The following is a 14787-nucleotide window of genomic DNA, read 5'->3' as shown; positions in this document are numbered from 1 at the left end:
TGCTCGCGTCAGGAGGAAGAGGAATCGCCGGAGCGCACGACGCTCATGGCCTGGGCCGGTGGGGCCGGGCGCGGCCGCAGCCGCGCGCCCTTGCGCCACAGGTGCAGCGCTTCCCAATGGATGCCGACGATCACCTTGAGCGTCAGCAGCGGGTAGGCGAAGAAGGTGCGCCACAGCGCGCCATCGCTGAGCGGCCGGCGCCGGGCGTCCAGCCGCGCGTGCAGCACGGCGGCGCCGCCGTCGCGGCGGTGCACGCCGACGCCAATGGACAGGCGCTCGCCCGGTGGCTCGATGCGGAAGCGGTACGCCAGGTCCATGTCCAGGAACGGCGACACGAACAGGCGCTTGTCGCAGCCTTGCTCGATCAGGCGCGCACCGCGCTGCGCCTCGGGCACCTCGATCAGGTAGCTGTGGCGTTCGCCGAAGGTGTTGTTGACCTCGTAGACGATGGCCTGCAGCCGGCCGTCCGGCGCATCGCAGAACCACACGCTCAGCGGGTTGAAGGCATAACCGAGCAGGCGCGGCAGGGCCAGCAGGCGAATGGCGCCACCCACCGGCAGGCCGGCCTCGCGCAGGCGCGCGTCCAGCTGGACGCGCAGACCCGCGGCGTCGTGGGCGCTGCCATCGCCATGGTCCGAGGGCCACAGGCTGAACAGGTTGAAGCGCCCGACGGAAAACCAGCGCAGGCGCGCGTGCAGCGACGCCAGCTCATCGATATCGAGCAGCAGCGAGAACATGCGGTACGCCAGGCGGTGGCGCACCGGCCCTGGCCGCTGGTGCACCACCCGCCCGTCGTACAGCGCCGAGCGCCACGCCGGGGCCGGCGCGGCGGCGGTGGTGGGCGCTGGCGCCGGCCGCGGCGTCGTCACGCCAAGGCCCCGGGCAGGTGGATGCGCGCGGACTCGCCCTCCACGGTCCAGGGCCGGCGCACGCCGCCCAGCGCCTCGGCCACCGCGAGCCCGGCCTGCAGGCCATCTTCGTGAAAGCCCGAGCCGAAGTAGGCCCCGCAGAACCAGGTATTCCGCTCGCCCTGCAGCGACCAGAGCTCGCGCTGCGCCGCGATGGCCGCGGCGTCGAAGCTCGGGTGTTCGTAGACCTCGGTGCGGATCAGGTGCTCGCGCCGCGGCGCGGCCGCCGGGTTGAGGGAGACGAACAGCGGCGGCGCCTCCCGCCCCTGGGGCAGGTGCGGCTGCAGCCGGTTCATCCAGTACGTCACCGTCGGCGTGGCCTGGGCGCCGCGCTCGGCCAGGTAGTTCCAGCTCGACCAGACCGCGCGGCGGCGCGGCATCAGGGCGGGGTCGCTGTGCAGCACCGCGAGGTTGCGCGTGTAGCCGAAGGCGCCCAGCAGGCGGCGCTCGGCCTGCGTCGGCTCGGCCAGCAGGCGCAGCGACTGGTCCGCGTGGGTCGCCAGCACCACCTGGTCGAAGGCCGGCGTCCAGCCGCCGTCGCGCAGGCGCAGCCGCACGCCCGCGGGCCCGCGCTCGAGCGCGGTCACCGGCGCCTCGTGGTGGAGGTGGCCGTCGAAGTCGCTCACCAGGCGGCGCACGTACTCACGGCTGCCGCCGTCGACGGTGCGCCAGACCGGCCGGCCCGACACCTGGAGCAGGCCGTGGTTCTCGCAGAAGCGCACGAAAGCGGCGACCGGGTACTGGCCGATGCGCTCGGCGGAACAGGACCAGATCGCCGCGCCCATGGGGTAGAGGTGGTCGTCGCGCAGGGCGCGGCCGTAGCCGCGGGCGTCCAGGTAGGCGTCCAGCGACAGCCCGCCGCAGGCCGCCGCGTCGCGCGGGGCCTCGCGGTAGAAGCGCCAGAGCTCGGCCAGCATGCGCCAGAAGCGCGGGCGCAGCAGGTTGGCGCGCTGCGCGAACAGGCCGCCAAGGTCGGTGCCGGCGTACTCCAGGCCGCCCCGATCCAGGCTCACCGCGAACGACATGTCCGAGGCGCGGGTCGGCACCCGCAGGTGGCGAAAGAGCGCCGTGAGGTTGGGGTAGGCGGGCTCGTTGTAGACGATGAAGCCGGTGTCCACCGGCACCTGCCGCGCGCCGCAGGGCGCGTCCACCGTGTGGCTGTGGCCGCCGCTGCGCGGCTCGGCCTCGAACAGCTCGACGGCGTGGCGGCGCGACAGCAGCCAGGCACAGGACAGGCCGGCGATGCCGCCGCCGACGACGGCGATGCGCAGGCGATCGCCGCCGGTCCGGGTGCGCGGTGGCGTATCGAGGTCGGGGGATCGGCTCATGGGGGCGGCTTTCGGTCGGTGAGGCCCTGCTTGTACGCAGGCCGGGCGGTTTTGGATTCCCCGCCGTGCCGTCCCGGACTGGGCGATGATCCAATCCCCCGCGCGCCGCGTAGAAGGGCCATGGGCCAACCGCGACGCGACGACTCCTCCACCCCCTGGGTCAACCCCCCGGGCGGGACCCCGCCGAGCCCGCCGAGGACGCCGCACTTGACCATCGTTCCGCTCCACGCCGACCGCGCCGCGCCCGACCCGTCCGAGGACTGGCCGGCGCAGTTGCGCCGCATCGCCGAACACCGGGACCCACAGGCCTTCGCCCGCCTGTTCCAGCATTTCGCCCCCCGCGTGAAGAGCTACCTGATGCGCACCGGCAGCAGCGACGACGCCGCCGAGGACCTGGCCCAGGAAGCCCTGGCCATGGTCTGGCGCAAGGCCGCGCTGTTCGACCCGGCGCAGGCCGCGGTGTCGACCTGGGTGTTCACCATCGCGCGCCACCTGCGCGTGGACGCCTCGCGCCGGCAGCGGCTGGACCTGGCGGGCGACGAATGCTTCGAGTTCGACCAGCTCCCGGCCGACGGCCCCGGGCTGGCCGAGCAGACCGACGCGCAGCGGCTGGCCCAGCGCGTGCGCGAGGCGCTGGAGCGGCTGCCCGCCGAGCAGGCGCAGGTGCTGCGCCTGTCCTATTACGAAGACGAGCCACACGCGCGCATCGCGACCGAACTCGGCCTGCCGCTGGGCACGGTCAAGTCGCGCATCCGGCTGGCCGTGGCCCAGTTGCGCAAGCTGCTCGACGCCTGAGGCCCCCAAACGATTCCTTTGCCGAACCCGACCATGGACGCCCCCGAGATTCACCACCACCCCAGCGACGAGCTGCTGCTGTCGTATGCCGCGGTCGGCCTGCCGATCGGGGCGCGACTGGTGGTGGCCACCCACCTGGAACTCTGCGCCGCCTGCCGCCAGCGCGTGGCGGCGCTGCGCGCCCTGGGCGGGGTGCTGCTGGATGAGCAGCCGCCCGCGCCGCTGCGGGAAGACGCGCTGGCGCGCGCCCTCGAGCGCATCGCGCGCATCGAGCCGCAGCCGCCCGTTCCCACGCTGGGCGAGCGGGCGCCGCGCCAGCCCAGCGCGCCGCCCCCGCTGCCCCTGGGCGCCGTGTGGCCACGCGCCCTGGCCGATTGCAGCGCCACCCGCTGGCGCTGGCTGGGGCCGGGCATGCGCTGGAGCCGCGTGAACGTGCCCGACGCGCCCGAGGCCAACGTCTTCCTGCTGCGCATCGGCGCCGGCAAGTACCTGCCCCGCCACACCCACCGCGGCACCGAGCTGACGCAGATCCTCTACGGCCACTTCCACGACGGGCGCGCCCTGTTCGGCCCGGGCGACTTCGACCTCGCCGATGCCGATGTCCACCACCAGCCGGTGGTGCAGGACGGCGGCGAGTGCATCTGCCTCGCCTCGGTCGACGGCCGGCTGGCCTTCGACGGGTTCATCGCCCGTTGGCTGGGCGGGCTCGTCGGCATGTAGCCAGGGTGAACCGGGCGGCCAGGCCCGAGGCCGTGCCGCTGACGAAGGCGCCCCAGGCGAGGTCCGCCAGCGTCACGCGCCAGGGCCAGTCGCGCAGCGTGGCCTGGTTGGTGAGGTCGTAGGTCGCGTAGGCCAGGAGGCCGAACAGCGCCCCGCGGCCGAGCGCCACCCCCCAGCGGCCCGACGTCAGCGCGGGCGCCACGGCAAACACCAGCAGGCCGGTGATGTACAAGGCATAGAACAGGCCGGCGGCCGTCCAGTCCACGGTGCCGGACAACAGGTGGCCGATGGCGGGCTGGTACAGGGCGGTGTGCATGCTGCTCAGCCAGACCGCGTCCAGCGCGAGGAACACCAGCGCGGTGAGCGCATAGGCCAGCGGCCAGCGCCAGGCCGGCGCGGCACCGCTCGAGACCGTCGCGGCCGGGGCGTGGGAAGTCGTGTGTGGCATGGGGTTCTCCGCCAAGCAATGAATGAACAGGCTTCAGGGCAATCGGTAGCTCAGCAGCCGATCGCCCCGGACCAGGGCGTCGAGGCCGATCCAGCGGCCGCTGGAGCGCTCCAGCCACAGCGTCAGCGTCTGGCGCGTCGCGGCGGGCGCGGGCGCGGTGGCGATGAGCCGCCAGCGCACGGCCGGCACCTCGCGCCCGTTCACCGCCAGCGGCGCATCGGCCAGGCGCTCGAAACGCACCGCGTCGAGCTGGCCGGTCTGCGGGTTGAGCAGCTGCGTCTGGCGCGTCAGCGCGGCGTTCCAGTAGGCGTAGCTCATGAGGCAGGCGGGCCGCACCGGCCCGCCCGCGCCGGCCGTGTCGTCGGGCCACTCGACCTGGCTGGCCTCGCCGCCGTCGTTGGTGCGCGCGCTGACCCCGTCCAGGCAATCGCCACGCCAGCGCTCGCGCGCCTCGTGGCGGTAGCGGTACAGCGGCACCCCCAGCAGGGTGACGTCCATGCGCGCCACGCTCTGCACCTCGCGCGCCTCGGGCGGTCCGCTCAGCTCGAAGCGGTGCGAGCCGATCGGCCGGCCGTCCAGCCGCACCTCGAAGGCCCAGACCTCGGCCCGCGCGGGCGCCGCCGCGGCCCCCGCCAGCAGCCAGGCCAGCGCCCACCCGCCCCAGGCCCTCACCGCGCGCCTCCGCGCCGGGGCGGCCAAGGGAAGAAGGCGCTGGTGCGCGCCACGTAGTCGCGGTAGGCGGGGCGGCGCTCGCCGATGTCCTTTTCCAGCAGGGTCACACCCGACACCCGCAGCAGCAGCACCGTCATCATCAGGGGAGAGACCAGGCACCAGGCGCCGGCCGCGCCGCCCGCCCCCAGCGCCATCAGGCCCAGGCCCCACCACACGCAGGCCTCGCCGAAGTAGTTGGGGTGGCGCGAGCAACGCCACAGGCCCCGGTCCATCACCTGGCCGCGGTTCGCGGGCTCGCGGCGAAAGCGCGCCAGCTGGGCGTCGGCCACGGTTTCCATCAGCAGGCCACCCAGGGCGAGCGCCGCGCCCGCCCAGTCCCACGGGCCCCAGGCCGCGCCAGCGCGCCCCATGGCCTCCAGCAGGGGCCAGCCGACCACCCAGCCCAGCAGCGCCTGCAGCAAGAACACCAGGTACAGGCTCTTGAGCGCGAAGCCGGGCCCGTGGCGCTCGCGCATGTCGCGGTAGCGGCGGTCTTCGCCGTGGCCCCAGTTGCGCCAGGTGATGAACACGCCCAGGCGCAGGGCCCAGGCGAGCGCGATGAACAGCATGACCAGGGCCCGCGCGTCGGCGCCGAGCCGCCAGGCATAGACCAGGGCGGGCGCCGCGACGAAGGCCGGCCAGACGCGGTCGGCGACGCTGGCGTCGCGCAGCACCAGGCTCGCCAGCCAGGTGGGCAGCGCGATCGCGACGGCGGTCAACAGACCCGCGGCCGCGGCAGCGAGCAGCGCGTGGTGGCCTTCCATGGGCTCAGCGCCGCGGCGCGAACAGGTAGTGGCTCACCCACCACTGCTGCCCCTGGTCGTAGCCGAACAGCTCTTCCACCGACAGCAGGAACAGCCGCCAGCGCTGCCACCACATCGGCGCCTGGCGCGCGCCGTAGACCGACTCGAACACCGGCCGCAGGGCCTCCCGGTGGGCGTCCAGCCGCTCCAGCCAGGCCGCCGCGGTGCGCGCGTAGTGGCGCCCGTCCCAGCGCCAGCGCTCCAGCAGGGCCAGGTCGTCCTGGCACAGCAGGGCGAGGTCGTCGCTGGGCATCATGCCGCCCGAGAAAAAGTGGCGGCTCATCCAGTCGCTGGCGTCGCGGGCCTCGAAGGCGTATGGCGCTTCGCGGTGGACGAAGACGTGCATGAAGAAGCGGCCGTCGTCGCGCAGCCAGCGCGCCACCTTGGCGAAGGCCTGAGGCCAGTTGCGCAGGTGCTCGAACATTTCGACCGACACCACACGGTCGAACTGGCCGTCGTGCGCGCCGTCCTCGCCGAAGGCGTTGAAGTCGCAGGTGAGCACCCGCAGGTTGCCCAGCCCGCGCGCGCGCGCCTGGGCCTCGATGAAGGCGCGCTGAGAGGCCGAGTTCGACACCGCCAGGATGCTGGCGTTCGGGTAGTGCGCCGCCATCCACAGGCTGAGCGAGCCCCAGCCGCAACCCAGCTCCAGGATGCGCTGGCCGTCGGCCAGGCCGGCGCGCGCGGCCGTCTCGGCCAGCGCCGCCTCCTCGGCGGCTTCCAGCGAGGACACGCCCTCGGGCCACCAGCAGCAGCTGTACTTGCGCTGCGGGCCCAGCATGGCCTCGAACAGGGCGGGCGGCAACTCGTAGTGCTGCTCGTTCGCCTTGTCGGTGTGCAGCGCCAGGGGCGCGGCCCGCAGCGAGGCCAGGAAGGCCTGCGTCAGCGCGGCGGCGCCCTCGGGGTCCTGGTGGCGGGTTTCGTCCAGCCGCTCGCGCAGCAGGCGCCGGATGCCCAAGCGCAGGGCCGGCTCGGGCAGCCAGCCACGTTCGGCCCATTGCAGGGCCACGGAAGACAGATCGAGCGCCATGCGGGCCCCCATGAAGTGGCGAATGGCCCTTGTACGCGGGAGAACGCGCCGTGGATCAGCCGGGGGGAGCGCCGCCTCAGAGGTCGTCGTCCGGGTTGTCGCGCGCCAGCGGCGCCTCGCCCGCCAGCATGCCGTCGGCCAGGGCCTGCACGTGCGCCACCATGGCGTCCAGCGCCCGCCGCTGCTCGGGCGACAGGCCCCGCACCAGCGCGTGGTTGATGGCCGCGATGCGCGGGAAGATGTCGTCGTGCACCCGGCGCCCCGCCTCGCTCAGGAAGATCTGCACCTCGCGCCGGTCGTGCGGCTTGGGCCGGCGCTCGATCAGCCCCTTGCCCGCCAGCGAGGTCAGGGTGCGCGAGGTGCGCGCCCGGTCCAGCATGGCCCGCTCGGCCAGCGCCGAGGACAGCACGCCCTCGTTCTCGGCCAGGAAGGACAGCACGCGCCACTCGCGCCGCGTCATGCCGTGCCGCTCCTCGCACATCCGCACCACCGTGCGCCCGGCCGTGATGTGGATGCGGTACAGGCGGTAAAGCAGGAAGTCGGCCTGGCGCTCGGGGTGCAGCAGCCGGTCGCTCCCGGGAGGGGTGGAGGACATCAGGGTAAACCCGTAGAACGGTTGATTTCTGCAATCGATTGTGAATCCCTAGCATGGCCGGCTCCAAGCGGGACCACCCGCACGCCGACCACCACCACCACCGGAGACACACCATGAGCTTCAGCCGCCGCCTGATCCACGCCAGCCTGCTCGCCGCCCTCGCCCTGGGCGGCGGCGCCTTCGCGCAGGACAAGACCCCGCTGAAGATCGTGGTGGGCTTTCCGCCCGGCGGTTCGGCCGACACCCTGGCCCGCCTGCTCGGCGAGCACCTGCGCGACCAGTACGCGCCCATCGTGGTGGAGAACAAGCCCGGCGCGGGCGGGCGCATCGCGCTCAACCTCGTCAAGCGCGCCGAGCCCGACGGCCACACCGTGATCGTGCTGCCCAGTGGCCCCATGGTGCTGTTCCCGCACGTCTACAAGAAGCTGGACTACGACGCGGTGAAGGACTTCAGCCCGGTCTCGCTGATCGCCAACTTCCAGTTCGGCGTGGTGGCCGGCCCCGCCAGCAAGGCCAAGACCGTGGGCGAGATGGTGCAGGCCGCCAAGGCGCAGCCGGGCGTGGCCTCCTACGGCACGCCCGGCCTGGGCACGCTGCCGCACTTCATGGGCGTGCTGTTCGAGCAGCAGGTGGGCGCCAAGCTCAACCACGTGCCCTTCCAGGGCGGCGGCCCGGCCAACACCGCGCTGCTGGGCGGCCACATCGACTACAAGTTCGACGTCGTCTCCGAAACCGCCGAGCTGCACCGCACGAACAAGGTGCGCATCCTGGCCGTGACCGGCGCGCAGCGCGACCCGCAGGTGCCCGAGGTGCCCACGCTCAAGGAAAGCGGCATCGACATGGTGGCCACCGCCTGGTTCGCCATGTACGGCCCCGCGAACATGAACCCCGCCGCGCGCGACCGCCTGTCCAAGGCCGTGGCCGCCGCGGTGAAGACGCCCGCCCTGCGCGAGCGCCTGCTCGGCCTGGGCTACGACGCCGTGGGCTCCACGCCCGCCGAACTGGCCGCCGCGCAGGCGGCCGACCTCAAGCGCTGGGAGGCCCCGATCAAGGCCACCGGCATCCAGCTCGACTGAGCACCCGCCTTGTCCGAAGGAGTTTTTTCATGACCGTTCGCCGCCGCGCGCTGTTGGGCCTCGCCCTCGCCGCCGCCCTCGCCGCCCCCGCCCTGCACGCCCAGACGGCCTGGCCCGCCCAGACCGTGCGCTTCGTCACCAACTTCCCCGCGGGCGGCCCGGCGGACATCCTGGCGCGCTCGGTCTCCCAGGGGCTGCACGAGCGGTTCAAGCAGAACTTCGTGGTGGACAACAAGCCCGGCGCGGCCGGCAACATCGGCGCGGCCGACGCCGCCAAGGCCGCGCCCGACGGCAACACCCTGCTGTTCGGCATCGACACCACCTTCACCATCAATCCGCACCTCTACCCCAACCAGGGCTTCAAGGCCGCGGACCTCAAGCCCGTGATCGTCATGGCCTCCTCGGGCCTGCTGATCGGCGTGCACCCTTCCACCGGCCTGAAGACCCTGCCCCAGCTGGTGGAGCAGAGCCGGTCGAAGCACTTCAACTTCAGCTCGGCCGGCAGCGGCAGCCCGGGCCACCTGGCGGTGGAGGTGTTCGCCGAGGCCACCCGGCACCGGCTCACCCACGTTCCCTACCGCGGCAACACGCCAGCCGTCACCGCCGTGCTCGCGGGCGAGGTGGACGGCGGCGCGCTGGCCACGCCGGGCATGCTGCCGCACGTGAAGGCCGGCAAGATCACCGCCCTGGCCGTCACCAGCCGCCAGCGCTCGGCGCTCGCGCCCGAGATCCCCACCGTGGGCGAGCTCGGCTTCAAGGGCCTGGAGCAGGAGGTGCTCTACGTGGTGATGGCCCCCGCCGCCACGCCCGACGCCCTGGTGCAGCAGATCGGCAAGGCCATCGCCGAGACGCTGCAACGCCCCGACGTCAAGGCCCGCATGAACGGCCTGGACCTGTTCTACGAAGGCCTCACCGGCGCCGCCGCCAGCCAGCGCCTGGCCGACCTGAACGCGCGCTACGGCGCGATCGTGAAGGCCACCGGCATGAAAGTGGAATGATCACGACATGAACCGCCCCAACATCATCTACATCGTCTGCGACGACCTCGGCTACGCCGACCTCGGCTGCTACGGCGGCCGCGAAGCCGGCTTCGGCCGCGTCTCACCGAACATCGACGCGCTGGCCGCCGGTGGCCTGAAGTTCACCGAGGGCTATTCCAACTCGCCGGTGTGCTCGCCCACGCGCTTCGCGCTGATGACCATGCGCTACCAGTACCGGCTGCGTGGCGCGGCCGAAGAGCCCATCAACAGCAAGGCGCGCAAGAGCCAGACCCTGGGCCTGCCGCCCGAGCACCCCACCCTGCCCTCGCTGCTGCGCGGCGCGGGCTACCGCACGGCGCTGATTGGCAAGTGGCACCTGGGCTACCCGCCGGCCTTCGGGCCGCTGCGCTCCGGCTACGAGGAATTCTTTGGCCCCATGGCCGGCGGCGTGGACTACTTCACCCACTGCGCCAGCACCGGCGACCACGACCTGTGGTTCGGCGAAGAGGAAAAGGCCGAGGAGGGCTACCTCACCGACCTGCTGAGCCGGCGCGCCGTGGACTACGTCGACCGCATGGCCGAAGGCGCCCAGGGCGGCACGCCCTTCATGCTGAGCCTGCACTACACCGCGCCGCACTGGCCCTGGGAAACGCGCGACGACGCCCACATCGCGCCCGAGCTGGCGAAGAACCTGTTCCACCTGCACGGTGGCAACGTGGAGAGCTACCGCCGCATGATCCACCACATGGACGAAGGCATCGGCTGGATCATGGACGCGCTCAAGCGGCACGGCCTGGCCGAGAACACCATCGTCGTCTTCACCAGCGACAACGGCGGCGAGCGCTTCTCGGACAACTGGCCCCTGGTGGGCGGCAAGATGGACCTCACCGAGGGCGGCATCCGCGTGCCCTGGATCGTGCACTGGCCCGCGCAGGTGCCGGCCGGCGGCAGCACCGCGCAGCACGGCATGAGCATGGACTTCTCGCGCACCCTGCTGGACGCCGCTGGCGTGGCGCCCGACGCCGCCTGCGCGCCCGACGGCGTGTCGCTGCTGCCCGTGTGGCGTGACGCCGGCGCGCGCATCGAGCGCCCCATGCACTGGCGCATGAATCACCGCGGCCAGCGCGCGCTGCGCGAAGGCGACTGGAAGTACCTGCGCGTGGACGGCAACGACTACCTCTTCAACATCGCCCAGGACGCGCGCGAGCGCGCCAACCTGGCGCCGCGCGAGCCCGACCGCCTGGCCGCCATGCGCGAACGCTGGGAGGCCTGGAACGCCAGCATGCCGCCGATCCCCGAGGACGCGACCGTGAGCCTGGGCTACTCCTACAAGGACATGCCTCAGCGCTGATCGGCCGGCGCGCGCCGGCCGGCCAGCGCCACGTGCTGGATCCAGCCGATCAGCTCGCGCGCGGCCGGCGTCAGCGGCAGGTCGTGGCGGCGCAGCACGCAGATCGTCGGGCTGGGCATGGCCTCGCGCACCGGCACGATGCACAGCGACTCGCGAAAGGCGTTCATCTCGAACAGGGTGCGCGGCATGGTCGAGAGCATGCGCGAATGCGTCACCACGCCCGGCAGGGCGAGGAAGGACTCGCACACCATGCCCAGCCGCGGCTCGCCCAGGCCAGCGCGCGCGAACACCTCGTCGATGACCGCCCCCGGTCCGCCCGGCGCGCTCGACAGCACCCACTGGCAGTCGCGCAGCTCGGCCACGCTGGTGGCCTGCGCCAGCGGATGCTCGCGCTGCGCGACGATCACGATGTCGCTCTGGTAGAGCGGCTCGGCCACGATGTCGCTCTGCACCTCCTGCCGATGCGCGGGCGTGATCGCGAAGTCCAGCGTGCCCTCGCGCAGCGCGGGCGTGACGCCGGGGTACAGGCCGTCGCGCACCGACAGCACCACGCCGGGGTACTTGGCCGAGAAGCTGGCCAGGGCCTGGGGCAGCACCGCCAGCGCGATCGCCGGCGAGGTGGAGAAGCGCACCTGCCCCTCCCACAGCCCGCGCATCTGCGCGATCTCTTCCTGCGCGTGCTGGCTCTCCGACACGATGAGGTGCGCGTGCCGCATGAACGCCTGGCCGAAGCGCGTGAAGCTCACCCCCTGCTTGCTGCGCGCCAGCAAGGGCGCCTGCAGTTCCGCCTCGAGCTGCTGGATCGCCGCCGTGAGCGCGGGCTGCGACATGTGCATGCGCGCGGCGGCGGCGCGAATGCTGCCCAGCTCCTCGATGCCGATCAGCGCTTGCAGGGTCTGCAGTTTCATGGGGTCCAGGGTTTCTACGGAGATCGGGTTTGCGGATCATAGGTCGGCAAAAGCGATTTGGTGCCGATCACGAACCCTCCCTAGCATCGCCCCCACCCTCTCCCCACACGAACGACAGGAGACAACATGAGCTTCCTCCAGCGGCGCCGCTTTCTGCTGCGCACCACCCTCGCCGCGGCCACCGGCCTGCTCATCGCCGGCCTGGCGCACGCGCAGGCCAAGTACCCCAGCAAGCCCATCGAGGTGGTGGTGCCCTGGCCCGCCGGCACCTCGGCCGACGTCGGCATGCGCACCGTCTCGCAGGCCCTGAGCAAGCAGCTGCGCGTGCCGGTGCAGGTGATCAACAAGCCGGGCGGCCAGGCGGTCATCGGCACCGCCGAGTTCGTGAAGGCCGCGCCCGACGGCTACACCCTGGGCTCGATCAACATCGGACCGGCCGTCTCGCAGGTGATCGCCGGCAACGCGCCCTACGCCATGACCGACATGGCGCCCATCGGCATCTACAACGTGCTGCCCTTCGTGGTGGCCGCCAAGGCCGACGCGCCCTTCAAGACCATGAAGGAGCTGGCCGCGCACGCCAAGGGCAAGGAAGTGATCTTGGGCAACTTCGGTCCGGGCGCCGTGCCCACGCAAAGCGTGGTGCGCATGTCCGGCATCGACGGCTGGAAGCCCAAGCTGGTCTCCTACCCCTCGCCGGGCTACACCCAGCTCAATGCGGGCGACGCCGACGTGGTGACGGTCGAGTCGATCAACATCATGGGACAGGTCAAGGCCGGCAACGCGCGCGTGCTGGTGGCCATGACGCCCAAGCGCCTGCCCGCCTTCCCCGAAGTGCCGACCGCCAAGGAGCTGGGCTATGGCTTCGACGTGTCGATCTGGACCGGCCTGTTCGCGCCCAAGGGCACACCGCCCGAGATCATCCAGACGCTGGCCAAGGCGCTCGACGCCGCGCTGCAAGACCCCCTGGTGAAGGCCTACGCCGAGAAGTCGGGCACGCTGTTCGAGCACCTCTCGCCCGAGCAGACCAGCGCGCTGATGCAGCAGGACGCGGCCTGGCTGCGCCCGGTCATGGAATCGCTGGGCCTGGTGAAGAAGTGAGCGCGCAATGAGCCTGCCGGGCGCCGTGGCGCGATCCCTTTCGGTGGTCCTGGGCCTCATGGCCGGGGCCATCGCCCTGAACCTGCCGGCGCTGGTGAACGGCACGGAGCTGGCCGCGCACTGGTACGAATCCGCTGGCGCCTTTCCGCTGCTGGCGGCCGGGCTGATCCTGCTCGGCGCGCTGGCCCACCTGCTGCGCCTGCGCCAGCGCGGCGACGCGGCCCTGGGCGACGAGGAAGTGGAGACCGGTGAAGGCCGCCTCGGCGTGGCGCTGGCCGGGCTCGCGCTCTTCGTGCTGCTGGTGCCCGCCGTGCTGCTGCTGGGCTTCGCCCCGGGCGTGGCGCTGTTCCTGCTCGCCGCCTGCCGCGGCGCCGGCCTGCCCTGGCGCGCCTCGGCGCTGTTCGCCGTGATCGCGGCCACGGTGCTGCAGCTGGTCTTCGTCGAGCTGTTCCACGTCTGGTTCCCCGAGCCCTGGGTCGAACCCTGGATCACAGGGTGGCTGGCATGAGCTGGTTGGAACCCTTCATGGGCTTTGCGGGGCTGGCCCACCCGGCCGTGCTGCTGGCCGTGGCCGTGGGCGCCCTCACCGGCGTGGTGATCGGCGTGCTGCCCGGCATCGGCCCGGGCGTGGCCATCGCGGTGATGCTGCCGCTGACCTATGGCATGAACCCGCTGGCCGGCATCACGCTGCTGCTGGGCATCTACGTCGGCGCGTACTACGGCGGCGCGGTCACCTCCATCCTGATCCGCACGCCGGGCGAGGCCTCGTCCATCATGACCATGTTCGACGGCGCGCCCATGGCCGAGCGCGGCGAGGCCGAGCGCGCGCTGTCGCTGGCCTTCGCCTCGGCCTTCGTCGGCGGCATCGTGAGCGCGCTGGTGCTGGCCTTCGTCGCCGCGCCGGTCTCGCAGTTCACCAGCCGCTTCGGCGCGGCCGAGAACTTCATGGCCGCGCTGCTGGCCATGATCTTCATCGCCCGCGCCTATGAGCGCCAGATCGGCGGGGCGGTGATGATGATCGGCCTGGGCCTGCTCATCGGCACGGTCGGCATCGACCCCACCTCCAACGAGCAGCGCTTCACCTTCGGACTCACCGCGCTGCAGACCGGCCTGCCCCTGGTGCCGGTGGTGATCGGCCTGTTCGGCGTGGCGCAGGCCCTGGTGCTGCTGTCCAGCCCGCCCGGCGAGCGCACGGCGGAGCCCATGGCCGCCTTCGGCAAGCCGCGGCTGGAGCATTTCCTGGAGCCGCTGCGCTACCCGCGCACCCTGCTGCGTTCGCTGGGCATCGGCACGGCCATCGGCATCCTGCCCGGCGTGGGCTCGGCGCTGTCGACCACCATGTCGTACTTCGCCGCGCGCCGCGCCGCGAAACAGCCCGAGAGCTTCGGCCAGGGCAACCCCGAGGGCATCGTCGCCGCCGAGACCGCCAACAACGCCAACAGCGGCGGCGCCATGCTGACCGTGCTCACCCTGGGCATTCCCGGCGACGCCATCACCGCCATCATCATGGGCGTGTTCATCGTGCACGGCATCGTGCCGGGCCCCACGCTGTTCGCCGACCAACCCGAGCTGGTCTACGGCATCTTCGCCGCGCTGGTGTCGATCAACATCGCCACCCTGCTCCTGCTGCTGGTGCTGGCGCGGCCGTTCGCGCGGCTCAGCCGGCTCGACCCGCGCTGGCTGGGCGCGGCGATCCTGGCCCTGTGCTTCACCGGCGCCTACTCCACCAGCAGCTCCATGTACGGCGTGTGGGTCGCGCTCGGCGCGGGCGTGCTCGGCTGGGCCTGCGCCCTGGGCCGCCTGCCGGTGATCCCGCTGGTGCTGGGCCTGGTGCTGGGCGACATCCTGGAGTCGACGCTGCGCCAGTCGCTCAGCGTCTCCTCCGGGTCCTGGTCCATTTTCTTCACGCGACCGATCGCCGCCGCGCTGCTGGCCGCCTGCGCGCTGGCCGTTCTTCAGCCCCTGGTGCGCGGTCTGCGGCTGCACTGGCGAGCGCGCGAGACGCGCGAGCAAGCCTCTTCGTAAAACGTTTTGGAGCG

General features: G+C 72.4%; 16 protein-coding genes. 8 read left to right on the top strand and 8 right to left on the bottom strand.

What is annotated here, in order from left to right; genetic code table 11:
- Positions 1 to 8 precede the first annotated feature (8 nt).
- The gene (locus tag DY262_RS17190) at positions 9 to 869 is read right to left on the bottom strand and encodes a DUF1365 domain-containing protein (RefSeq protein ID WP_116960326.1); all 861 of its coding nucleotides are present in this window, start codon (positions 867 to 869) and stop codon (positions 9 to 11) included.
- Positions 866 to 2236, bottom strand: a complete 1371-nt coding sequence (locus DY262_RS17185; RefSeq protein WP_116960325.1) for an NAD(P)/FAD-dependent oxidoreductase — start codon at positions 2234 to 2236, stop codon at positions 866 to 868. Before DY262_RS17185 ends, DY262_RS17190 begins: the two co-directional genes overlap by 4 nt.
- 207 nt (positions 2237 to 2443) lie before the next feature.
- On the opposite strand from DY262_RS17185, the gene DY262_RS17180 reads away from it, so the two are divergent.
- Complete coding sequence (locus DY262_RS17180) at positions 2444 to 3031, top strand: sigma-70 family RNA polymerase sigma factor (protein WP_245981063.1); 588 nt, start codon at positions 2444 to 2446, stop codon at positions 3029 to 3031.
- Between the two features lie 33 nt (positions 3032 to 3064).
- Positions 3065 to 3751 carry a ChrR family anti-sigma-E factor gene (locus DY262_RS17175; RefSeq protein WP_116960323.1) on the top strand — a complete coding sequence of 229 codons (687 nt, stop codon included), beginning with the start codon at positions 3065 to 3067 and terminating at the stop codon, positions 3749 to 3751.
- On the opposite strand, the gene DY262_RS17170 is transcribed toward DY262_RS17175, so the two are convergent.
- From DY262_RS17170 to DY262_RS17150, 5 genes are all read right to left on the bottom strand, one after another.
- Complete coding sequence (locus tag DY262_RS17170; RefSeq protein WP_116960322.1) at positions 3714 to 4199, bottom strand: DUF2177 family protein; 486 nt, start codon at positions 4197 to 4199, stop codon at positions 3714 to 3716. The genes DY262_RS17175 and DY262_RS17170 overlap by 38 nt on opposite strands.
- 33 nt (positions 4200 to 4232) lie before the next feature.
- The gene (locus tag DY262_RS17165; protein ID WP_147326262.1) at positions 4233 to 4871 is read right to left on the bottom strand and encodes a DUF6134 family protein; all 639 of its coding nucleotides are present in this window, start codon (positions 4869 to 4871) and stop codon (positions 4233 to 4235) included.
- Positions 4868 to 5674 (bottom strand): DUF1295 domain-containing protein, encoded by an 807-nt coding sequence (locus tag DY262_RS17160; RefSeq protein ID WP_116960320.1) that lies wholly within the window; start codon positions 5672 to 5674, stop codon positions 4868 to 4870. The genes DY262_RS17165 and DY262_RS17160 overlap by 4 nt, the downstream gene beginning before the upstream one ends.
- Positions 5675 to 5678: 4 nt before the next feature.
- Positions 5679 to 6740: an SAM-dependent methyltransferase gene (locus DY262_RS17155; protein WP_070399386.1), complete on the bottom strand. Its 1062-nt coding sequence runs from the start codon at positions 6738 to 6740 to the stop codon at positions 5679 to 5681.
- Between the two features lie 76 nt (positions 6741 to 6816).
- Entirely contained in the window at positions 6817 to 7335 is a 519-nt protein-coding gene (locus DY262_RS17150; protein ID WP_116960319.1) for a MarR family winged helix-turn-helix transcriptional regulator, read from the bottom strand.
- A 113-nt stretch (positions 7336 to 7448) separates the two neighbouring features.
- Between DY262_RS17150 and DY262_RS17145 the strand changes: the two genes are divergently transcribed.
- Genes DY262_RS17145 through DY262_RS17135 form a run of 3 tightly spaced genes read left to right on the top strand, consistent with a single transcriptional unit; the run spans position 7449 to position 10742 of the window.
- Positions 7449 to 8411, top strand: a complete 963-nt coding sequence (locus tag DY262_RS17145; protein WP_116960318.1) for a Bug family tripartite tricarboxylate transporter substrate binding protein — start codon at positions 7449 to 7451, stop codon at positions 8409 to 8411.
- 29 nt (positions 8412 to 8440) lie between these two features.
- Positions 8441 to 9409: a Bug family tripartite tricarboxylate transporter substrate binding protein gene (locus DY262_RS17140; protein ID WP_116960317.1), complete on the top strand. Its 969-nt coding sequence runs from the start codon at positions 8441 to 8443 to the stop codon at positions 9407 to 9409.
- A 7-nt stretch (positions 9410 to 9416) separates the two neighbouring features.
- Entirely contained in the window at positions 9417 to 10742 is a 1326-nt protein-coding gene (locus DY262_RS17135; protein WP_116960316.1) for a sulfatase family protein, read from the top strand.
- On the opposite strand, the gene DY262_RS17130 is transcribed toward DY262_RS17135, so the two are convergent.
- Positions 10733 to 11650 (bottom strand): LysR substrate-binding domain-containing protein, encoded by a 918-nt coding sequence (locus DY262_RS17130; protein ID WP_116960315.1) that lies wholly within the window; start codon positions 11648 to 11650, stop codon positions 10733 to 10735. The two genes, DY262_RS17135 and DY262_RS17130, sit on opposite strands and share 10 nt — an antisense overlap.
- Positions 11651 to 11776: 126 nt before the next feature.
- Here DY262_RS17130 and DY262_RS17125 point away from each other — a divergent pair, with 126 nt between their 5' ends.
- From DY262_RS17125 to DY262_RS17115, 3 genes are read left to right on the top strand one after another with little or no spacing between them, the layout of a single operon-like run.
- Entirely contained in the window at positions 11777 to 12748 is a 972-nt protein-coding gene (locus tag DY262_RS17125; protein ID WP_116960314.1) for a Bug family tripartite tricarboxylate transporter substrate binding protein, read from the top strand.
- 7 nt (positions 12749 to 12755) lie between these two features.
- The gene (locus tag DY262_RS17120; RefSeq protein WP_116960313.1) at positions 12756 to 13256 is read left to right on the top strand and encodes a tripartite tricarboxylate transporter TctB family protein; all 501 of its coding nucleotides are present in this window, start codon (positions 12756 to 12758) and stop codon (positions 13254 to 13256) included.
- The gene (locus DY262_RS17115) at positions 13253 to 14773 is read left to right on the top strand and encodes a tripartite tricarboxylate transporter permease (RefSeq protein ID WP_116960312.1); all 1521 of its coding nucleotides are present in this window, start codon (positions 13253 to 13255) and stop codon (positions 14771 to 14773) included. Before DY262_RS17120 ends, DY262_RS17115 begins: the two co-directional genes overlap by 4 nt.
- Positions 14774 to 14787: the final 14 nt, after the last annotated feature.

It is taken from the genome of Hydrogenophaga borbori (genome assembly GCF_003417535.1).
In the GTDB taxonomy this organism is placed as follows: domain Bacteria; phylum Pseudomonadota; class Gammaproteobacteria; order Burkholderiales; family Burkholderiaceae_C; genus Hydrogenophaga; species Hydrogenophaga borbori.
This window is presented reverse-complemented; position numbering and strand designations above follow the sequence as displayed.